Source organism: Pseudoselenomonas ruminis (assembly GCF_008271295.1).
GTDB classification, from domain to species: domain Bacteria; phylum Bacillota; class Negativicutes; order Selenomonadales; family Selenomonadaceae; genus Selenomonas_A; species Selenomonas_A ruminis.
Map to the genome: position 1 here is coordinate 12,734 of NZ_VTOY01000011.1, position 21,312 is coordinate 34,045.

Here is a 21,312-nt window from a genome sequence, read left to right on the forward strand (position 1 = left end):
CCAATGGCTCCGCAGACAAAAACGCCGTTGAGCAGTCTGCTAAAAGACCGCCCGACGGCGTTTTTCCAACGTATTTTATATGGATACAGACGTCCGGATTTGCTGGCCCTCCACAGCCTTCCATTCGGAACCATCGGTATACGTGATGGACACAAGTTCCACTTCATATTTGCCAATATCAGATTGAGGATTAACCCGCCAGCCTTTCCGCGAATCGGTATACTGCCCTGGCAGGATATTCTGATTGTATTCATATAACTCACTGGCCGCACTCGAACGCTTTCTGTTTTCCGGTATGAGCTGTCCTCTTTTATCATACTTGTAGACATTTACCCGGTAGTTGGCAATAGTCCGCTGTGGGTCAGTGTTCTTCAGTTTCAAGCAAAGATACTTAAAACGTAAATCATCTTCTTCAAAGGTGAGCCCCTCAATGGCTGCCTGCGGCGCATTTTCCGCTATTTTCTGCGGATCGACTCCTGTCTTTGGCAAAGCCTCAAATTTCAGACTGTCCAACACTTCCTGCGGCTGTTCTTTTCCCTGTTTGGTGCTAAACGCAATCGCCCAAAGCTCCTTGTTTTCGACCAGGGTAATATAAACCGTGCAATGATACTTTTCCGAACACTCGTTGTAGTCAAAGTCAATTTTTCTGGCAGCTTTGCCATCTAATGTTGTCTGTTCAGTAGTCCAGTTCGCTACATCGAAATGCATCCCCTTGAGCATCGACTCAGATTCTTTTACTTCACTATCGAAATTTATCCAGTAATTCTTATCCGGATCATAATACCCAGTTTCTATCGTGATATTCGTATCTCCGGCCTTGCCTGTCCAAGATTTTGTTTCCATACCATTGGATGCCAGTATACTCGTATGTTCATTTTCTGATCCCTTAGGAAACTTAACGTGCACCGTCGCATACTGACCGGTCAAAGTGGTATCTTCCAAGGATGTTTTTCCCATTCCATCTAAGGTCACCACACCGGCACATCCCGATAATATAACGCACAAACATAACATGGCCAATAAAACTATACTGCTTTTCTTTCTCATACTATATCGTCCCTCCCTATCGCTGCTCTTTGCCACAGCAAAGCAAATTTATTGTAATAGCTGCTTGTTACAGGACAATTACATCGAGATGAAAATCTGCTGATATTCCCCTCCACCGTTACATGACTATACTATTTTTTTATATATGTTGACTTTATTATGCTGCCTTGTTATAATTTATTTACAATTTTACAGTTAATAATTATTCTCTATAAACGGCAGGAGGAATACCGATATGGCAAAAAAATCTTTCCCACTGAATAAAGAACAACTCCAGGAAATTGTCAAAAAATATCCAACGCCATTTCATATCTATGACGAACACGCCATCCGTGAAAATATCCGCGCACTGCAAAAGGCGTTTGCCTGGGCTCCCTCCTTCCGCGAGCAGTTTGCCGTCAAGGCACTGCCAAATCCGCGCATCGTGCAACTTCTCCACGAAGAAGGAGCCGGCACCGACTGCAGCAGCCTCGCGGAGCTTTTGCTCTCCGATATTGCCGGCGTCAAGGGGGAGGAAATACTCTTAACCTCGAACGACACCCCGGCCGATGAATTCCAAAAGGCTATCGAACTCGGTGCCATCATCAACCTCGATGACATCTCCCATATCGAATACCTAGAGAAAAACGCCGGACTTCCAAATATCATCTGCTTCCGCTACAACCCAGGCGACCTTATCGAAGGCAACGACATCATCGGCAAGCCGACCGAGGCCAAATACGGCCTGACCCGTGAGCAGCTCTTTGAAGCCTATAAGATTGCCAAAGAAAAAGGCATCAAGCGCTTTGGCCTTCACACCATGGTTGCTTCCAACGAACGCCGCACCGAAGCCTTCCTGTTCACGGCGAAACTGATGTTTACACTGGCCGTCGAACTCAAGGAAAAACTCGGGATCGAAGTCGAATTCGTCAATCTTGGCGGCGGCTTCGGAATCCCTTACCTGCCGGAGCAGGAACCGCTGAATCTTATGGAAATCGGCGAAGGCATCCATAAGCTCTACGACGAGATGATGGTTCCCGCCGGCCTCAATAAAACCGGCATCATGACCGAGAGCGGCCGCGCCATGACCGGTCCTGCCGGCTGGCTTGTCTCCACAGTTCTTCACGAAAAGAAAACCTACAAGGACTACATTGGCCTTGATTCCTGCATGGCTAACCTCATGCGCCCGGCACTCTACGGTGCCTATCACCACATCACGATTGCCGGTAAAGAAAATGATCCCTGTGACCATCTCTACGATATCACGGGTTCCCTCTGCGAAAACAACGACAAATTCGCCATCGACCGCAAACTGCCGAAAATCGATATCGGCGATCTGGTCATCATTCACGACACCGGCGCCCACGGCAGTGCCATGGGCTTCAACTACAACGGCAAACTTTGGTGTGCCGAGCTGCTGCTCCGCGAGGACGGCAGCATCGAACTCATCCGCCGCGCACAAACCATCGATGATTATTTTGCCACGCTCAAATATCCGGGCTCGCTGGTAAAATAAATACGCCAGGAAAACAACCGCACGCAAAAACAGCCTCAAGGTCTAATGCCTTGAGGCTGTTTTGCTATTTATTTTTTGGGGGTAGTTCCATATTACCAGCAATCAGTTTTTATAATCCGGCTTTCTCGCGGATATATTTACGCGCCTTCTGCGCATATTCCAACGGGTTGGCCTTGGCAGGGTCCTGCTCGGCTTCGACAATATACCAGCCATCAAAATCGCTCTTATTCACGTAATCGAATATGGGTTCAAAATCCACATCCCCATCCCCGGGAACGGTAAACATACCGGCACGTACACCATCGAGGAAACTCATCTTCTCGTCAATTACCCGCTGGCGTACATCCATGCGAACATCCTTCAGATGAATGTGACGGATACGGGACATATACTTTTTCAAAATCCCCAGGTAGTCCTCCCCCGAGCAGACCAGATGGCCCGTATCATAGAGCAGCCAGACATAATCCGGGTTGGTATTTTCCATCAGGCGGTCAATTTCGGCCTCGGTCTGAACTCCAGTGCCCATGTGGTGATGATAAGTCATCGTCATCCCCATATCCTTGGCTACTTTTCCCAGTTTATCCAGGCCTTCCGTCAAAAGTTTCCACTGCTCGGCCGTATTTTCCGGCTTGCCAGCAAAGACCGGCACATCCAGTTTGCCCTGAACACTGTTACCCTGCTCCGCTACATTGCAGAACTTCGCACCCATGCTTTTCAAGAACGAGCAATGCGCAATAAAATCTTTTTCGACCTGCTCATACGGCTGCGTCAGCAGGAAGGAGCTGAACCAGGCACTGGCAATCTCCATGCCGCGCAGTGCTAAAGCCTTTTTCAGTACAGCCGTATCCCTTGGGTAACGGCCGCCCACCTCGCAGCCTGTGAACCCTGCCAGCGCCATTTCACTGACGCACTGCTCGAAGGTATTTTCCTTCCCTAAATCCGGCATATCATCATTCGTCCAAGCAATAGGCGCAATACCAAGTTTAATCGTTGCCATGCTGCATACTTCCTTTCCTCACGAATCAAAGGCCATACTGGCTACGGATTTCTTCAATGCGTACCGGGCGGTGTTCAGCCACAGACTTCTTGGCAGCCAAACCAATCAGCACGGGTTCCAAACCATCTTTGGCATTGACTTCCGTCTCGGTGTCATTGACAATGGCTTCAACGAAGCTGTCCACTTCTTTTGCATAGGCCATCATATAACGTTCCAGGAAGAAGAACATCGGTTTTTCTGCTACTACGCCATCTTTGCCGCTGAATACCGCATTGGAATCCGAATCGTTGCTGATAGCAATGCAGCCCTGGTCGCCAAAGACCTCAGCTCGCTGGTCATAGCCATAGCAGGCTGCACGGCAGTTATCGATGACAGCCGTTGCACCATTGTCGAGTTTTAACGTGATAACAGCGGTATCAATGTCTCCGGCTTTGCCGATTTCCGGGTCTACCGTAACCGAGCCAGCTGCATAAACCTCTTCTACCTCAGCGCCGGACAAATAACGAACCATATCAAAATCATGAATCGTCATATCGAGGAAAATTCCACCGGATACTTTTACATAATCAATCGAAGGCGGCTCCGGGTCACGCGACGTAATTTTGATAATCTGCTGTTTGCCTACGCGGCCATCCTTGACAGCCTGGCGTACTGCCTGGAAATTGTGGTCAAAGCGGCGATTAAATCCAACCTGATATTTTTTGCCAGTTTCTTTTACGACTGCCAGGACTTCCTTGATTTTCTCTACATCATGGTCAATCGGTTTTTCGCAGAATACATGCTTGCCAGCGCGCAAAGCCTCGATGGAGAGCGGCGAATGCTGGTCCGTAGAGGCGCAAATCAGCACAGCTTCAATTTCCGGGTCATTGAGGATTTCATGATAATCCTTAGTCGTTTTTTCGACGCCCAAAGATTTCGCCCATGCTTCCGTCTTTTCATTCATAAACGGGTCAGCAATCGTTTTGATTTCTGCATGTTTCACAAATTTCGAAATGCTTTCCCCATGAACATGTCCGATACGGCCTGCACCAATAATACCTACTTTAATCATTACTCTCTCCGCCTTTCGCTCAAATATTTGAAGAACTTATGGTTACCTTGTTTGTTCTTCTTGATTAACTTTATCTTTATTATAGCACCGGTTTATCAATTGATTCTGCGGTATTTTGGCATATTTGCATCATTTGCACGCTTATTTATCCGTTTTATCCCCAATTTTACCATCATACACTATAAAATCTTGTTATCAGACCGCCAAACAGAAAAAAGTGCTGACAACTGCCCTTTTTTCAGTATAAAATAGTAACAGTTATCCAACATAACAAGGGGGTTGAAGATATATGCTGCAATACTTCATGGACAATCACTTCCACTCCGCCTTCCAACGGGGACACTGGCCCCAATTGGAATATATCTGCAACGTAGATGCCGAATCTTCCCGCATGCCGCGCAGCATGCACGAACACCAGCACATCACCGAAATCGTGCTGGTCTATGATGGCGCAGGTATTTTCATGATTGACGGCAACCGCTATACCGCCAAAACCGGCGACCTCATTTTCTACAACAGCAAATCCATCCACGATGAATTTGGCGGCAACGGCAGTGAGCTCTATACCTACTGCATCGGGCTCAGCAATCTGCGCCTCGATAAACTGCCGCCAGGAAAAATCATTGCCCCAGACCTTTCGCCGGTTTTATCCTGCGGCGATGATTACCCAATCATACTTGATTTATTCCAAAGCATCGAGCGGGAAAGCCGCCTGCCGCAGGGTGCAGAAACCGCGGCCTTCCTCTCCTACGCCCTGCTCACCAAGATTTGCCAGCTCATCCAAACGCATAGTTCTCCCAAGGAAGAGCCAAAAACCTCCCCAGCCACCCTGGCCCGGGAGTACATTGACAGGCACTACAAGGAAAATATCAAACTCGCCGACATCGCCAAATCCGTCCATGCCAACACGTATTACATCTCCCATCTATTCCGTTCCGAAATCGGGCTCTCACCGATGAAATATGTCATCCTGCGCCGCATGGGGGAAGCCCAGAACCTGCTGATTAACACACAGCTGACCATTACGGAAATCGCCACCCGCGTCGGCTATAACAACTCAAACTACTTCCAAAACGCTTTCAAAACAGCTACTGGAATAACACCTGGCGATTACCGGTCCACCTGGACCAAGTAACCGCAATAGCAAAGGCCCTGCCGGGAATCCCCGGCAGGGCCTTTGCTATTGCGGTCATTTCTTGGCCTGACGCATTTCCACATAACTCTGGATGAGGTCTGCTGCCTCTTCCAGCGAAATCCTGCTCGTGTTGATCATCATGTCATAATTTTGCGGGTCGCCCCACTTGCGGCCAGTATAATACGCGTAGTAATTGCGGCGCTGTTCATCCACCGCATCGAGCTCTTTTACCGTCTTCTCATCATACTCGCTCTTTGCCCGTTCCGCGCGGAACGCATCATCAGCATAGATGAAGAAAGAGTAATGTTCCGGGCAGTCCTTCAGGACGAAATCCGCACAGCGCCCCAGGAAAACCGCCCCCTCGCCGCGCTTGGCAATCGCCAGGATGGCCTTGGCCTGCTCGAGGTAACGGCGGTTGTAATCCGCCACCCGGCCAAATCCTCCCTGCTGGAAATACGGCTTGCTGGTTTCCGGGGAAGCATACGAGGACGCTACAATGCTCTCGATGTCGGCACCATGCCCCATTTCCTCCGCCGCCATGCTGACAATCTTTCGGTCATAGCGGCGCACGCCCATGCGCTTAGCTAGGATTTCCGACACCTCCCGGCCACCGCTGCCATATTGGCGGGTAATCGTTATAAGTGTATTCTCTTTCATCATAGACTCCTTTTTACATCTGGCCTAAAGCTTCACGATGTACCAGTTCCTGCATGATAGCCGGATATTCCTTATCCAGTTTGTAGTTCACCAGTACGACAATCAGAACGCCCCAGACAACCAATGGTGCATACATATAGATACTCATAATCATGCTGATAACAGCCGGCGTCTGCGCGACGGAACCCGTAGCCGTTGCCACATAACCAGCATACGAGAGCAGTCCCGTCAGGATAGCGCTGGTAAGACCCGTACCAACCTTGGTACCAACCGAGCCGCCCGAGAACACCAGCCCCTCCTGGCGAAGATGGCTCTTCCACTGGCCATACTCAACGGCATCACCAAGGAAGCCAAAGATAACCGACTGAATCGGTGCAAAACCAATGCCGCGGATGACACAGCTGAACACCAGCATGTTGAAATCTTCCGGATTGAGCAGGAAAATCAGATGGCCGACCAGGCAAATCAGAACGCCGCCAAGGCTCATGTTACGCTTGCCGAAACGCTGCAAAAGCTTCGGGCTGAACAGAGCCATGACGCCAATAGTCACCAGCGTCTCCAAGAGATACAACCCACTGTAGAGGGAATCGTTATTGAAGATATACTTGCAATAATATGGCAGGATAGTACCCGTGACCGTAAAGATGACGTTCTGCATCATCCAGATGGTCATGCCGGCCCAGAAATACTTGTTCACAGCCAGACCTTTCAAAGCCCGTTTTACCGGAACCTTTTCATCAGCCTTCTCACGGGCTTCGATAACAACAGTTTCCTCACAGTTGCGGAAGCAGAAAATAAGAAGTGCCAAACCAACCACAGCCCAAAGGCTCATTACCTCAACCCAGGCCATCTGGCTGTCACCAAAGACCTTTACCAGCGGAAGCGTAGCCGAAACCGAAAGGATGCGGCCCCAGGGAGAGAGGCACATACGCGTGATGGAAAGCATATCACGCTCCTTGGAAAGTCTGGTCATCATCGCCGACAGGCTGCCATAAGGAAGATTCAATGCCGTATAACAGAAAGTAGTGCAGAAATTATACGTTACAAAGATATACGCAAATTGCAAAGCTGACGTAGTTTGCGGTACCGTATAAATCAGAATGATTGACACCGCAAACGGTATACTCATCCAAAGAATCCAAGGACGGGATTTGCCCCATTTGGAATGAGTCTTTTCCACCAGGAATCCCATAACAACATCGGAGAAACCATCAAAGCAGCGTGACAGCAGCATGACCAGACCAACAATAGCCGGATCAATACCCGCATAATCCGTATAGAAGAATGTTAAGATACCCATGGCACCCCAGACAACATTCTGGGCTGTATCGCCTAATCCGTAAGCAATCCTGGTTTTCCAGGAAAGCTGTGCGTTTTCTGTACTCATCGTTATCACTCCTCATGTTCATTCAAGAAATCCTCAGGAACTGTTTGAATCTTGTGATGTTTTGGCGCCTTTTGTACATCTGTTGATTATATTATATCTATTTCTTTGCTATTATTTCTATAGAAAATTGTTTTTTTCGCGAATAACCCATATAAAATAAATATCTAGACCACGAAAAAAGCGAAGTAATTCGGACAAAATTACCAATTATCCCCGTTATACTATAAAATATTGCGCTTACACAAATTCATGGATTTTCATTCCGTTCCTAACCTCCTCTGAACAAACAAAAACAGGCAGCTCCCTACAGAACTGCCTGTTCAACTACTCGATCAATATTTCCTTGCTGCATCGTAATGCGGTTTCATGACTTTTTCGTAACACTCGTTGACTTTCTCGTTTTCCGAAACCTGGGCCACCCCTACGCGCCACCAATCGCCATAACCATGGACCATGGTCTTGGGCAGGACTTTTACATCGATAAGGGTTGAAACGGTCTGTTTCTTGGCGTCCTCAATGGCAGCTTTCAATTCTTCGATGGTGTGAACAGTATACGCCACGCAGCCATAGGAACGGGCATTCATCGCAAAGTCCACCGGCACAAAGCTGCCATCCAGCTGACCGGTCTTGGCATTGCGGCGACGGAATTCCGTGCCATAACTGCCCTGGCCATGTCCTACTTCCAGATTGTTGATGCAGCCGCCGCTCATGTTATCGAAGAGAATCACGTTGATTTTCTTGCCTTCGGCAATCGAGGCCGGGAGCTCCGAATGAAGCATCATATACGCATAGTCACCGACCAGAGCATATACTTCGCGTTCCGGTTCAGCCATCTTGACGCCCAGAGCAGCATTTACCTCATAGCCCATGCAGGAAAAACCGTATTCTACATGATAGCTGCCCACGGACTTAGCCCGCCATGCCCGCTGCAAATCCCCCGGCAGGCTTCCGGATGCACCTACGATGATGGCATCTTTGTCGATGCACTCGTTTACCGTGCCCAGCACCGTGGTCTGCGGCAGGCTGCATCCCGTCAATTCGATAAACTCTTTGGCAGCAGCCTTGAAATCAAAATCATCGTTGACTTCCGGTACAAAATCCTCGCCGGTATATTCGATATGGTAAAGACGGTCTACCTCTTTGTCATAGGCTTCCTTGGCAGCCTTTACCTCAGCCTCGTATTCCTTGGACACATGATAGCCCGTAGCCGAAAGTGCTTCATCGAGCATCTCCAAAGCCGCCCCAGCATCACCAACGACCTGCAGGCCATCCATCTTGTACGCGTGGAATTTGCTGACGTTGATGTTCAAATACTCCACCTCGGGATTCTGATAAATCCACTTCGAGGAAGTCGTAAAATCCGTATAACGGGTACCAATGCCGATAACGAGGTCCGCATCTGCCGCAATCGTATTAGCGCCCAGGCCGCCCGTTTCGCCCAGGCCGCCCAGATTCAGCGGATGTTCCCAAGTGATCGTTCCCTTGCCGGCCTGCGTCTCGCCAAAGGCAATGCCGTATTTCTCGGCAAATTTGCGGAAGGTATCTTCCGCCTCGGAATACTTCACGCCGCCGCCAAAAATCATAATCGGTTTTTTCTTGCGGCGAATGAGTTCCACCGCCTCGCGAATTGCCCGCTCCGAAGGCTTTACTCTATCAATATGGTGTACTCTCTTCTGGAAGAAATACTCCGGATAATCCCAGGCCTCGCCCTCTACATCCTGCGGCAAGGCAATGCAGACCGCACCGGTATCTGCCGGGTCAGTCAAAACTCTCATGGCATTGATGCAGGCCGTCATGAGAATTTCCGGACGGGTTACGCGGTCCCAATATTTGCAGACCGCCTTAAACGCATCATTGGTCGTGACGCTCAGGCTGTTCGGCTGCTCCATCTGCTGCAGCACCGGGTCCGGCTGGCGGTCAGCATAGGTATCACCGGGCAGGAACAACACCGGAATGCAGTTAGCTGTAGCGGTTGCTGCTGCCGTCACCATATTGGCTGCGCCAGGGCCTACTGAAGACGTGCAGGCATAAATCTGTTTCCGGCGCTTCTGTTTGGCGTACCCCATAGCGGCATGCGCCATGCCCTGCTCATTGCGGCCCATGTGCATGACCAGATGTCCCGGGTCCTGCTCCAAAGCCTGCCCCAGACCAACTACATTGCCATGGCCGAAGATGCCAAAGATGCCGGCAAACATCGGATTTTCTTTTCCATCAAATTCAACATACTGATTATTAAGGAACTTCACCAAAGCCTGTGCCACAGTGAGTCTGATTGTCTTAGCCATATCCAAGCCCTCCTTAGAAGTTATCGATTGGGTTCCCAAATCTGGGCCTCAGGGTCCAGCAGCCAGGTGTGCTCTGGCAAATCCGTCCGCGTCTTCTTCCACGGATTATCCGGCAGATGGCGAATCATCCAGCTGTACCACATGGCATACCCCGGTGCCGTAACCTGCGGATGCATGAGGCCGCCGGAAAGCTCCGACCAGCTGTTATGGGTAATCTTGAACGCATCATCGCCAATAAAGCAAGCTCCAAATCCCTGCGGTTTGTCGAATTTATACGTATAAACTTCCGGCTGGGGATGATTGTGCGGGATGTAACCCGACCAGCGGCCGGGGCTGTTGATTACCTCACCATTTACCATATTGGAATACGGCGCATTGTCATAGTCAAAGATGGTGCGCACCGTGCGCTCGGCCGTGCCCTTCCACATGCCCTTGCCAAATACATCGGCCTGCACATCTTCCGGCCGGTAAAATACCGGCGCAAAGTTACGGTCGTTTAAGGTCTGCTGCACTAAGACTTCCGAAGCTTCCAGTGCATTGATTGTCACTTCCACACCACAAGGCACATGGAGACAGTAGGGATTTTCGTCAAACAGGGAATGACGCTCCATAATTTCCTGCTTGCCCTGCCAGGCCACTTCTACCTTGCCCGTGAGGATGACAAACGCCGTCTCCTGAACCCTGTCCAGGAAATTCACGCATTCCCCTTCCGTCATTACCTGATAGCCAATATCCATCATCATGTCACTGCCACGGGTAGTCATGGCATTATAGCCAGATTTAAGTTCCGTTCCCAATCTGCCGAATCTCATAATTTAGCCTCCCAGTCAAGTTCCGTAATAACTTTTTCCTCTTTATGCTCCTGCATAAAGGCTTCGATCTGTTCTGCTGTCTGCATCGCATTGGAGCAGCTGTGGCTGGCTACTACCATCGCGGCATGGGCCGTCGCATGCTGCAGGGAATCCGGAACGCTCCAGCCTTCCAACAGTCCATAGATGAAGGCACTAGCATAGGCATCCCCGCCGCCAAAGGACTTCAGAAGCTTAATGTGATACGATTCCACTTTGTAGGCATGCTTATCAGCCGTATAGCCAATCGACCCCTTCTTGCCATGCTTGATGATGACAATCTTTGCACCGTTTTCGATATACTTTTCGGCAATCTCATGGTCCGGCACATCATTTGCCAGCACCGGCAGGCCTTCAATGAGGTCAATCTCATCCCGGGAACCGATGATGACATCCGCAAAGCGGGCCACCAGCGAGTAGTACACGCAGATGTCCTTATCCGACCGCCAGCTGTAAGGACGATAATCCGCATCAAATATAACCTTGGTGCCATGTTTTTTTGCATACTGCAAAGCCAGCAGGCAGGCCTCACGGGACGGGCTCTTGGAAAGCGCCACCCCGGAAATCAAGAGAATCTTAGAACCAGCGATATACTCCTCGTCGATATCCTCTGGCGCAATCTCCAAATCAGCGACCCGGTCACGGTACATGAGAATACTGCTTTCCGTCGGGCTCTTGATTTCCGTAAAGGTCAGCCCGATGCGTTCGCCATTTTTTGCCCGCACCATCTGCGACGTATCAATCCCCCGGCTTTCGAAATAATTCAGCACGAAATCGCCAAACTGGTCATCGGATACACAGCCGATGAAACCGACCTTTTTCCCCAGACGGTTCACACCTACGGCAATATTTCCCGGCGACCCGCCCAGATACATGGAAAAGGTCTCCACCTTATCCAGTGTACGGTTTATCTCATTGGGATTAAAATCCAGTGTCACGCGTCCAATCAAAACAATATCCCGTTCTTTTTTCTGGTCAAATTCTATCAGTGCCATATCGATACACCCTCCAAGGAATTCTTTTCAATCTCTTCCTGCGGCCTTTACCAACAGCCCCAAGAACACGGCTGCGAGCAATCCGCAAATACCAACGATGAAACATGCTGCTTCTTCAATTATATAACGCAGCCTTGCCCTCAAGTCCAAAAATTTCCATGTGTTTCTTAACATTTTCGTAAGTCCCCACACAAATGGCATCACTGAAGTCAAAATAGCTTGCGTCAGGCTTTGCCTTGTGCACGGCTTTTATCTCAGCCGCGGAATTATCATAGGATGCCGTCGCAATATTTATCTTGGTAATGCCATTTTCCAGACAATGCCTGAAATCCTCGCGTGTCAGGCCCGTTCCGCCATGGAGCACCAGCGGGACAGCCAGCGCTTCATGAATCTCTTTTAGCCGGTCAATCCGCAAATGGGGCGTTTCCTTATAATTGCCGTGAGCCGTACCAATGGCTACTGCCAGCGCATCCACCTTCGTTTCCTCCGCAAAACGCTTGGCTTCTGCCACTGAGGTCACCTTGATATCCGCCGACGCCATATCCCCCTCAGCACCGCCAATACTGCCGATTTCGCCTTCTACGGACGCGCCGAACTTTTCCGCTATCGTCACGACTTCCCGGGTCTTTTCAATATTTTCCGCCAGCGGGAAATGCGAACCGTCAAACATGACGGACGTAAAGCCAAGGCTCAGGGCCAGGCGAACCGTTTCCAACGTGCGCCCATGGTCCAGATGAACCGCCGTAGGCATGCTGCATTTTCTCGCAGCAGCTATCATCACCGGCCCCAAAAGCTCTAACGGCGAATAACGCAAGCGTCCCTCGGCAATCTGTAAAATCAGCGGGGCCTTGAGTTCCTCTGCAGCTTTGATAGCCCCCATTGCCATCTCCATATCTGAAACATTGAAAGCCCCCACCGCAAAACCGGCATCCGATTTAGCCAGCAGCTCCTTCATATTTACCAGCGGCATAGTGTCTGCCTCCCCTCAATATTTCAAAATAACTTCTTGTAGATTTCAATCAACTCTGCTTTGGCAGGCACCCGCATCGTATTCTGTGGACTGCCGCTCTCCAATGCATCATCAGCCATCTTATCGAGCTGAGCGAAGAAGTCTTCCTTTTTCACGCCCAAATCCGCCAATTTTGGAATACCAACGGCTTCGCAGAAACGCGTAACTTCTTTGACAAACGCCTTAGCAGCGTCCATGGCCGGCGTATCCTCACCAGCTACTCCCATAATCCGGGCAATGTCAGCAAAGCGCTCCGTATTTTCCTCAATGGCAAACTCCATGCAGGCCGGCAGCAAAATCGCATTGGATACACCATGCGCGATATGGAACAGGGCACCAATTGGACGGCTCATCCCATGAACAATCGTGACCGATGCATTATTGAAAGCAATGCCTGCTTCCAATGCGGCTAAGCTCATGGCGAAACGGGCCTTTACATTATTCCCATCTGCATAACAGAGCGGAAGATTCTGGTGAATCTTAGCAATAGCCGAAAGGGCAAAGGTGTCTGTCAGCGGCTGTGCCTTGCGCGACGTGTACGCCTCAATAGCATGACACAACGCATCAATTCCCGTTGCCGCCGTGACTTTCGGCGGTGCCGTCATCGTAAACGTCGGATCGACAACCGCCAGTGCCGGAATGATGGATGGCCCGCCCAGCAGCATTTTTACATTGTTCTCCGTATCGGAAATGATGGTGTTCTTCGTTACCTCACTTCCCGTACCAGCCGTAGTCGGAATGGCCACCAGGTACGGAACTTCCATATCGATATTTTTATGCATGAATTCACTAATTTTCGTTCCTGCCGGCACCGTCGACATAAAGCCGATGGCTTTGGCCGTATCCATCGGGCTGCCACCGCCCAGCGCAATGATGAAATCGCAGCCTTCCTGCTGATATACGCTAAGGCCAGCCTCCACAATTTTGTCCGTGGGTTCACTGTTGGCTCCATCAAAGATTACATAAGAAAGACCCGCTTTCTTCAGTGCATCTTCCACTTTGGCCACATTGCCAAACTTAACCATAAATTGGTCCGTTACAATCAGAGCCTTCTGCCCTTTACCTTCAATATGTTTTCCCAATTCAGCAATAACATTTTCACCAGAAATAATCTTGGCAGGAACCATAAACGTGTAACCCATGACAACGCATCTCCTTCGTTTGCTATTTGTAAACATTTGGTAACTTCTTGGTAACTTTATGGTTATAATTTACACCTGTACAATCACTTTGTCAATATTATTTCGGCAAAAATCATCATTTTTTGTCATTTTTCAACTCATTATTATAAAAACGGCGTCAAAACAAGATTAATTCTAATATCTCTTGCCTTATGCTAAGATTGGAAGTATAATATATCCATAAAATATACCCAAAACTTCACAAACACATTAACATAAATACAAGAGGTGGATATTATGAAAATTGACCGTATTCAACAAATCCATGAGCTCTTGAAGCGCAATCACAGCGTCTCCCTCAATGACCTCTGCGACAACTTCGGAGTCTCCAAAAACACCATCCGCCGGGATGTTGCCGAACTGGAAGCCAGTGGCATCGTCAAGAAAGTCTACGGGGGCATCGTGCTGGCCGACGAAGAAACCGGCGCACCGGAACCCTTCGCCTACCGCGAAGGACGAAATGTCGATGCCAAGAAATTGGTAGCCGAAGCCGCCGCCGCCCAGGTACAGGACGGCGATGTCATCTACATCGACTCCGGTACCACCACCATGCACATGATTCCCTATCTGGTAAAACGGCGGTATCTTACGATTGTAACCGCCAGCGTCCATGTCATAAATGCTGCCGGCAGTTATCCCGGCCTTAACATCATCGCCACTGGCGGCACCCTCTACATGCCCTCCAACGCCTTTGTCGGCCCCAGTGTTCTCGCCGCCCTGCAGAACTACAACTTGTCAAAAATCTTCTTAGCCAGCACGGGCATATCCATCGCCCATGGCGCCACCAATGCTTCGCCGCTGGAATGTGAAATCAAGCGCAGCCTGTCCCAAAAGAATGCCGAAACCTTCCTGCTGGTGGACAGCAGCAAATTCGGCAAAGCCTCCCTCATGACGTATTGCCAGCTCTCAGACCTCAATGCCCTCATCACGGAAAAAGAACCCGCCAAGGAATATGTCGACTACTTTGAAAAGCACAATGTACGGCTGATACTGCCATGATGCCATAAAAAACGGCTATTGCCCCGTTCCGGGCAATAGCCGTTTTTAGTTTACAGATTCGCCATCTGTCAGGCATACGCGATTGCGGCCGCTGTTTTTAGCCTGATACAGTGCCGTATCGGCACGCTTGAAAAGTGCCTCCGGCCTGTCGCCTGCTTCCTGCCAGACCGCAATGCCAATACTGCAGGTAATCCATTTGCCTGCTATTTCCGTTTGTCCAATTCGCCGGCGTATTTTTTCCGCCAGCGCCAGGACCTCATCCCTATCCGTCGCATTGACAACGACCATGAATTCTTCGCCGCCCCAACGGATGCAGTGACTGTACTGCCCCAACTCCGATTGAACCACCTTGGAAAAGGCCATCAGCACAGCATCACCAGTTTTATGGCCATAGGTATCATTCACTTGCTTGAAGTGGTCAATATCCAGCATCAACAGAGCCAGCACGCCCCCTGACAGCTGTACCCTGGCAATGCCCGCCGCTAACAGCGATTTCAACCGATTCCGGTTAAAACACCCCGTCAAAGCATCGATATCCGACCGCCGCCGGGCCAAAGCTGCCTTTTGCTCCAGCCCCGCAGTCCGCCGTTCGAGCATTTGCCTTTGCCGCAGCTGCCCCCGCATGATTTCAATGACAAAAAATGCGAATCCATAAACGGCCAGTGGCGTGATAAACGTCCGCCATGGCAGCAAATGAAAATGACCGGTCAAGCCATCAAAGACGCCAAATACTGTGAACATACACGTAGGCAGCAGCACGGCCCGGCAAAGATAATCTCCCTGTCTGGCCGCTTTCAGTACCCAGACCATAGCCGCCAAACCGCCGATTCCCATCAACGGATAGTAAAGCGCCATCAATCCATTCATGGTATGAAACCCAGCCAATTCCCCCGTCATAGCGGCCAAAAACAGCAGCAGCGCTGCCCTCACAATCCATTTCATATGCGCATAGGGTTTGTTCCGCAGCAATTCAGCGAGGATAAGATACGATGACACTGGGAGCAGATAGGCCAAAATGCCAGCACAATACCACCAAAAGGCCGGATTATCCAGCAGGATATATTTGAAATAAGACACGCTGATCAGCCAGCCGAAAAACGCCAGCATAAACAAGCTGATAAATCCATAAAGGCGTTTCACTCCATGAAAATAAAAATACTGATAAACCGCCATAATGACGAGGATAATAAACGCCACTGGCAGCGCCAGTATTACCGGTATATCAAAATAGTAGAGCCGCTTAATCTGTTCCAGCTCACTATCCAGGAAAAACATATTGAAGAAACCCGGATTATGCTGCGAATTGCCATACAGCTCCACCAATAACGGTTCCGGCCCCTGGAATTCCGGCAATTTCACCACATGCAGAACCGCCCCTTCGTCAAACCGGACCGGTGCAAACGAGCCCCTTTCATAAAGCAGTTCGCCCTTGAACCAAATCCTTACCGCCTGATTCGTAGTCATGAACATCAGCGTATCCCGTTCCGGGCAGTCAGCCTGAAGCATCGTCGACAGCCGGCAGTCTTCCCCGCTTTCCAGCTGATACTGCCAATCATCAGCCAAAGCGGCAGCATGAACTGGCGAAAGACTGCTCCAAAGCAACAACAGCAGCAGGCAGCATCTTTTTATTTTCTCCGCGAGCGGCTCCCGAAATTTTATCCTGCGCATCATAGCACTCACTTCATCTTATTCCTGCATCACACAATTCCTGCCTTCATGCTTGGCCCGGTACAGGGCATCATCCATGCGGCGGAATAAATCAATATCGCTGTCCGCATCACCATGCCAATGAGCCACCCCAATGCTGACAGTAATCTGCCGTTCAGGCAAAATCTCTGCTTGCTCCACCGACTGGCGGATATTTTCGGCTAGTGCCAGGACAGCCGCTTCCTCATCGTCCGGGCAGTAGACAACGAACTCCTCACCGCCCCATCGGAAGAAGCAATGATTTTTATCCAATTTCTCCCGCACCAAAAGCGAAAATTTCCTTAAGACCTTATCGCCGCTGTCATGTCCGAGCCTATCATTGACCTCCTTAAAATAATCGATATCCAGCATGATCATCGAAAATTTTTCTTCGTGCCGCTGCTGCATAAACCGGTCAAAGGCCGTGCGATTGCGGCAGCCCGTCAACGTATCCAGCTCGGATTTCTCGATTGCCAGCGCAATTTCATATTCCAATTTGTTCGCATGTTCCTGCATCTTTCGTTCCCGCAGCAATTGCTCCCGCAGCATGCAAACCACAAAAGCCGCTAAGAAGTACACACAAACGGGCACGAGATACGTCTTCCAAGGCATAAGCGGCAAAAACTGGTTTACGCCATCCAGCGCGCCTACCAGGCAAAAGCTAAGCATCGGCCCCATCGCATACCGCGAATAATGATTTTGATATTTGCGTGCCGACAGCAGTAAACACCCCAGCACATAAAACTGGCAAGGGACTATCAACAGATAATACAGATACAAACCATAACTAAAGCCCGGCCAACCGAAAAGCTCCAGGACGAATGCCGATAAGGCCAGGATTGCGTATATCCCGATTACAGGACAAATTTTCCGTTTGAATTCCGGCTCCACGATTTGATACAGCACAAAATTCCCCATAACCGGCAAAAGATAAATAACCACCTGCGATATCAGCCACCACCAAGCCGGCCAGTCAAAAAAGAGCTGCACCGTATGCGAAAGACTGATGCTAAGTACACTCATCAGCAGCAAAAGCCCCAGCAGACTGATATCGAGCTGTTTCCACGCCGCCTGCTGGAAATAATACATGAGGATAATCAGCGTCAGCAGCAAAGCCCCCGGCAGGGACAACACATAGGGAAGGTCGTACAGAAAAACCTTGCCGGCCTGCACTTTGGCCGTATCCAGGCTAAACTCGGAAAAACAGCCCCAGTCAAAACTCCGCTCTCCCCAAAGCTCCACCTGCAGCTGTTCCGGCTGGGTGATTTTCGGAAGCTTCACCAGATGCCAGCGCCGTCCATACGACGTCAACAGCCTGTCCTCCTGTTGTTCCTGCGCATAAATCAGCTGATTTCCCACGCTTATGCGGACATTCTGGCCGCTGGTCTGGAAGAACAACGTATCTTTCCCCGGCTCATCCGGTGACAGCATGACCGAGAACCCCACGCCATTCTCAAAGCTGCGATAGTGCCAATCGTCCTGTATTGCTGCCAGTTCTCCTGTAGCCGGCTGACTGACGGCAGATAAAAAAAAGAACAGGAGCCTGATTGCCAGCGTAACTGCGCGCTTCATATCAAAACCTCCTGTTCCCATCTGCTAAACGTATTAAAATCACTTTCACTACATTAGCTGATAAGCAACATTTTGTCAAGGAATTTCCTTATTTATCAAGACTAAAGTCCTACGCTTCCACAGCACAACAGACCATATTCCGGCCATTCCGTTTGGCCGTATAAAGTGCTGTATCCACCCGTTTTAACAACGCTGTGGCAGTGTCACCACTTCCCTGCCAGGACGCCACACCAATACTGCAGGTAATCCGCTGCCGCGGAAAAATATCCGAATAAGCCACCTGCCGCCGCAATCGCTCTGCTACCAGCTGCGCTTCGTCTTTCGAGCAGCCGCGGCATACCAGAATGAATTCTTCGCCGCCCCAGCGCACAAACACATCCGATTTTTTGATATTATCACGGATAAGCCCGGCAAAGGATGCCAGGACTTCATCGCCTGCATCATGACCATAGCTGTCATTGATTCGCTTGAAAAAATCAATATCCAGCATGATGAGTGAGAAGGTCTCCTTCTCCTCACGATGACGGCTGATTTCCGTCTCGAGTACCGCATCCAGGCGATTCCGGTTATAACAATGGGTCAGCCGGTCGGTTTCCGACCGTTCCACCGCCTCTGCCATCGCATCGGCAAGCCCCGCCGCCCGTATCGCCAGCGACCGTTCCCGCCGAATCTGCTGCCGCACAATATAAAGCACAAAAATGCCAATCGTGAACGTACCATAAGGAAGCAGCGACCCGCTTTCCGGCAGCCAGAAAAAATGGCCAAAAGCACCATCCAGCGTACCCATAACAAGCATTGCCACCAACGACGGCAGCAGGGCCCGGCAGTAATAATTGCCCCGGATTGCCGAGCGGATCGTCCAATAAGCAACCAGCCCCTCCAAAACCGGCAGCAGGATATAAAAAACCGAAGCACAGGCATCCAAACCATTCAGCCCGACCAGTTCTGCCAGCAGCGCAGTCAGAAACAGTGCGGCAAAGGCCAATACCGTCAGCCACGTCCGCCGCCGGTACTGCCGGTCAATGACCCGATAGATAATCAGATTGGCCAAAATCGGCAACATATAGGCATTGATGCGCAGCAGAAACCACCAGAACACCGGCGCATCCAAAAACAACTGCTTCGTATTCAATACGCACATCATCCAGCTGACAAAACAGCCGATAAACAAAATAATCTGCGTATAAAGCGATTTTGGTGCAGTCGGACTCATGTAATACATCATCATGATAAAAATCATAAAGATGCCCAGCGGGATATTGGCGATATACGGAATATCCCGCCGCAGGATTGTCGCCATCTGCGTCACACTGGATTCCAGCTGGATGGTGCCAAAATTGCCCAAGCAAAACGGATTGTCAGAACGCGTACGTATCAATAGCGTCCTGCCTTCATAATCCGGCGGCAGCGTCACCATATGCCAGCGCTGTCCATACGACATCGGCCCCTGCTCCATATCGCCGTAGCTGTAGATTTTCTGGTCATCCAGCCAAATCTCAAAATTTTGACCGGTTACATTGAATAAGAGAGTCGCATCATGGACCGCTTCCTCCGGAAGCGTTGTCCGCAGCCATAAATATTGCGTCCCCTTCGCAAATGGCGGCTGCCCCGGAGGTTGGAAGGGCCTCCACGCCCCTGCACATTCCGGGTCATCCTGCCAATACCACTGCCCATCCAATTTCATCGCCTGGCAACACGGCATCATAGCCAGCAGGCAAAGGATGAGCGCCCACCAAAAGCCCATCATGCTCCACCAGTTTTGCCATCGTCTTTTCCCACATATATCCGCCTTAACCAATTCGATCCCCTTCTGTAAAAAAGCCCCACTGTTTCCAGTGAGGCTTTTGAATAGTTCTGATTATGCAAGGACGCGGGCCAGGCGAACCAGCTCCGGATCCAGCGTCTTTTTGTTGTTGACGGCATCAAACAGGTTTACACCGACGACTTTGCCCTCATTGAAACCGAATACAATATTCGTTGCACCAGAAATGATGGCAAGAGCAGCTTTTTCCCCCAGCATCGAAGCCTTCATGCGGTCTTCAACCGTCGGCGAGCCCCCACGCTGGATATGACCGAGAACCGATACACGGGTATCAATGCCCGTCTTCTCCTCAACGACTTTGCCAAGGCCAACTGCAGAACCAGCGCCTTCGGCAACAACGATAATGCTGTAGCGCTTGCCGGCATCATACATTGCCTTGAGTTCATGGCACATCTCATCCAGGTCGTATTTAACTTCCGGTACGAGAACGTACTCAGCACCGCCGGCGATACCAGCCATCATAGCCAGCCAGCCAGAATTGCGGCCCATGACCTCAACGAGCATGATGCGGCGATGAGCCGAAGCCGTATCGCGCAGCTTGTTGATGGCATCGACAATCGTATTGGCGGCCGTATCGCAGCCAATCGTGTAGTCCATACCCCAGACATCGTTATCAATTGTGCCCGGCAGGCCGACAATCGGCAGGCCCGTTTCCTTAGAGAGCAGGCTGCCGCCCGTGAGGCTGCCATCGCCACCGATGATTACAAGACCCTCGATACCGCGTTTCACCAGGTTATCAAAGCCCTTCTTACGGCCTTCCGGCGTCTTGAATTCCATGCAGCGAGCCGTTCCGAGGAACGTGCCGCCACGCTGGATGAGGTCACTTACGCTGCGGCTCGTGAGCTGGACGATATCATCATCAACCATCCCCTGATAGCCGTTGTTAATGCCATAAACCTCAATACCTTCGTAAAGTGCCGTACGGACAACAGCACGGGCAGCTGCGTTCATTCCCGGGCTGTCGCCACCGGACGTCATTACCGCAATTGCTTTTTTAATCATGGAAACATCTCTCCTATAAAACTATGAAAAACTAATAAATATTTATTATCAAACCATACTACTTTATTTTACGAAACTCAGCCATAAAAGTAAAGTATTTCATAAGAAAAAGGAGCCGAAAATCAGCTCCTTTCTCAATTTTGT

17 protein-coding genes are annotated in these 21,312 nt (G+C 50.1%); 3 read left to right on the plus strand and 14 right to left on the minus strand.

Annotated elements, in window-relative coordinates; all coding sequences use genetic code 11:
* Positions 1-75: 75 nt before the first annotated feature.
* Positions 76-975: a DUF5780 domain-containing protein gene (locus FZ040_RS10930; RefSeq protein WP_149172016.1), complete on the minus strand. Its 900-nt coding sequence runs from the start codon at positions 973-975 to the stop codon at positions 76-78.
* 307 nt (positions 976-1,282) lie between these two features.
* Between FZ040_RS10930 and FZ040_RS10935 the strand changes: the two genes are divergently transcribed.
* Positions 1,283-2,542 carry a diaminopimelate decarboxylase family protein gene (locus FZ040_RS10935; RefSeq protein WP_149172017.1) on the plus strand — a complete coding sequence of 420 codons (1,260 nt, stop codon included), beginning with the start codon at positions 1,283-1,285 and terminating at the stop codon, positions 2,540-2,542.
* 109 nt (positions 2,543-2,651) lie between these two features.
* Here FZ040_RS10935 and iolE read toward each other — a convergent pair whose 3' ends face one another.
* Together iolE and iolG are read right to left on the minus strand one after the other, a co-directional pair.
* On the minus strand, positions 2,652-3,539 hold the full coding sequence (gene iolE, locus FZ040_RS10940) for a myo-inosose-2 dehydratase (protein ID WP_149172018.1): 888 nt from the start codon (positions 3,537-3,539) through the stop codon (positions 2,652-2,654).
* Between the two features lie 25 nt (positions 3,540-3,564).
* Entirely contained in the window at positions 3,565-4,590 is a 1,026-nt protein-coding gene (iolG, locus tag FZ040_RS10945) for an inositol 2-dehydrogenase (protein WP_074515720.1), read from the minus strand.
* A gap of 289 nt (positions 4,591-4,879) precedes the next feature.
* On the opposite strand from iolG, the gene FZ040_RS10950 reads away from it, so the two are divergent.
* Entirely contained in the window at positions 4,880-5,725 is an 846-nt protein-coding gene (locus FZ040_RS10950) for a helix-turn-helix domain-containing protein (protein WP_149172019.1), read from the plus strand.
* A 54-nt stretch (positions 5,726-5,779) separates the two neighbouring features.
* Here FZ040_RS10950 and FZ040_RS10955 read toward each other — a convergent pair whose 3' ends face one another.
* The 7 genes from FZ040_RS10955 to FZ040_RS10985 form a co-directional block, all read right to left on the minus strand.
* On the minus strand, positions 5,780-6,385 hold the full coding sequence (locus FZ040_RS10955; protein ID WP_149172020.1) for a cytidylate kinase-like family protein: 606 nt from the start codon (positions 6,383-6,385) through the stop codon (positions 5,780-5,782).
* Positions 6,386-6,395: 10 nt separating this feature from the next.
* Positions 6,396-7,769: an MFS transporter gene (locus FZ040_RS10960; protein ID WP_149172021.1), complete on the minus strand. Its 1,374-nt coding sequence runs from the start codon at positions 7,767-7,769 to the stop codon at positions 6,396-6,398.
* 332 nt (positions 7,770-8,101) lie between these two features.
* Positions 8,102-10,054 carry a 3D-(3,5/4)-trihydroxycyclohexane-1,2-dione acylhydrolase (decyclizing) gene (gene iolD, locus FZ040_RS10965; RefSeq protein ID WP_149172022.1) on the minus strand — a complete coding sequence of 651 codons (1,953 nt, stop codon included), beginning with the start codon at positions 10,052-10,054 and terminating at the stop codon, positions 8,102-8,104.
* 20 nt (positions 10,055-10,074) lie between these two features.
* Positions 10,075-10,866, minus strand: a complete 792-nt coding sequence (locus tag FZ040_RS10970; RefSeq protein ID WP_149172023.1) for a 5-deoxy-glucuronate isomerase — start codon at positions 10,864-10,866, stop codon at positions 10,075-10,077.
* Positions 10,863-11,897: a 5-dehydro-2-deoxygluconokinase gene (gene iolC / locus FZ040_RS10975; protein WP_149172024.1), complete on the minus strand. Its 1,035-nt coding sequence runs from the start codon at positions 11,895-11,897 to the stop codon at positions 10,863-10,865. Before iolC ends, FZ040_RS10970 begins: the two co-directional genes overlap by 4 nt.
* 115 nt (positions 11,898-12,012) lie before the next feature.
* Entirely contained in the window at positions 12,013-12,867 is an 855-nt protein-coding gene (locus FZ040_RS10980; RefSeq protein WP_149172025.1) for a class II fructose-bisphosphate aldolase, read from the minus strand.
* Between the two features lie 23 nt (positions 12,868-12,890).
* Complete coding sequence (locus FZ040_RS10985; RefSeq protein ID WP_149172026.1) at positions 12,891-14,048, minus strand: iron-containing alcohol dehydrogenase; 1,158 nt, start codon at positions 14,046-14,048, stop codon at positions 12,891-12,893.
* A gap of 276 nt (positions 14,049-14,324) precedes the next feature.
* On the opposite strand from FZ040_RS10985, the gene FZ040_RS10990 reads away from it, so the two are divergent.
* Positions 14,325-15,086, plus strand: coding sequence for a DeoR/GlpR family DNA-binding transcription regulator (locus tag FZ040_RS10990; protein WP_149172027.1), 762 nt, complete (start codon positions 14,325-14,327; stop codon positions 15,084-15,086).
* A gap of 45 nt (positions 15,087-15,131) precedes the next feature.
* Here FZ040_RS10990 and FZ040_RS10995 read toward each other — a convergent pair whose 3' ends face one another.
* The 4 genes from FZ040_RS10995 to pfkA form a co-directional block, all read right to left on the minus strand.
* Complete coding sequence (locus FZ040_RS10995; RefSeq protein WP_149172028.1) at positions 15,132-16,757, minus strand: GGDEF domain-containing protein; 1,626 nt, start codon at positions 16,755-16,757, stop codon at positions 15,132-15,134.
* Between the two features lie 15 nt (positions 16,758-16,772).
* The gene (locus FZ040_RS11000) at positions 16,773-18,344 is read right to left on the minus strand and encodes a GGDEF domain-containing protein (protein ID WP_187620307.1); all 1,572 of its coding nucleotides are present in this window, start codon (positions 18,342-18,344) and stop codon (positions 16,773-16,775) included.
* A 109-nt stretch (positions 18,345-18,453) separates the two neighbouring features.
* Positions 18,454-20,142, minus strand: coding sequence for a GGDEF domain-containing protein (locus FZ040_RS11005; protein ID WP_149172030.1), 1,689 nt, complete (start codon positions 20,140-20,142; stop codon positions 18,454-18,456).
* Between the two features lie 60 nt (positions 20,143-20,202).
* Positions 20,203-21,168, minus strand: coding sequence for a 6-phosphofructokinase (pfkA, locus tag FZ040_RS11010; protein ID WP_033170955.1), 966 nt, complete (start codon positions 21,166-21,168; stop codon positions 20,203-20,205).
* Between the last annotated feature and the right edge of the window lie 144 nt (positions 21,169-21,312).

Coding starts and splice junctions, on each gene's coding strand:
- FZ040_RS10935 (WP_149172017.1), top strand. CDS start 1,283: ATGGCAAAAAAATCTTTCCCACTGAATAAAGAACAACTCCAGGAAATT.
- iolE (WP_149172018.1), bottom strand. CDS start 3,539: ATGGCAACGATTAAACTTGGTATTGCGCCTATTGCTTGGACGAATGAT.
- iolG (WP_074515720.1), bottom strand. CDS start 4,590: ATGATTAAAGTAGGTATTATTGGTGCAGGCCGTATCGGACATGTTCAT.
- FZ040_RS10950 (WP_149172019.1), top strand. CDS start 4,880: ATGCTGCAATACTTCATGGACAATCACTTCCACTCCGCCTTCCAACGG.
- FZ040_RS10955 (WP_149172020.1), bottom strand. CDS start 6,385: ATGATGAAAGAGAATACACTTATAACGATTACCCGCCAATATGGCAGC.
- FZ040_RS10960 (WP_149172021.1), bottom strand. CDS start 7,769: ATGAGTACAGAAAACGCACAGCTTTCCTGGAAAACCAGGATTGCTTAC.
- iolD (WP_149172022.1), bottom strand. CDS start 10,054: ATGGCTAAGACAATCAGACTCACTGTGGCACAGGCTTTGGTGAAGTTC.
- FZ040_RS10970 (WP_149172023.1), bottom strand. CDS start 10,866: ATGAGATTCGGCAGATTGGGAACGGAACTTAAATCTGGCTATAATGCC.
- iolC (WP_149172024.1), bottom strand. CDS start 11,897: ATGGCACTGATAGAATTTGACCAGAAAAAAGAACGGGATATTGTTTTG.
- FZ040_RS10980 (WP_149172025.1), bottom strand. CDS start 12,867: ATGCCGCTGGTAAATATGAAGGAGCTGCTGGCTAAATCGGATGCCGGT.
- FZ040_RS10985 (WP_149172026.1), bottom strand. CDS start 14,048: ATGGGTTACACGTTTATGGTTCCTGCCAAGATTATTTCTGGTGAAAAT.
- FZ040_RS10990 (WP_149172027.1), top strand. CDS start 14,325: ATGAAAATTGACCGTATTCAACAAATCCATGAGCTCTTGAAGCGCAAT.
- FZ040_RS10995 (WP_149172028.1), bottom strand. CDS start 16,757: ATGATGCGCAGGATAAAATTTCGGGAGCCGCTCGCGGAGAAAATAAAA.
- FZ040_RS11000 (WP_187620307.1), bottom strand. CDS start 18,344: ATGAAGCGCGCAGTTACGCTGGCAATCAGGCTCCTGTTCTTTTTTTTA.
- pfkA (WP_033170955.1), bottom strand. CDS start 21,168: ATGATTAAAAAAGCAATTGCGGTAATGACGTCCGGTGGCGACAGCCCG.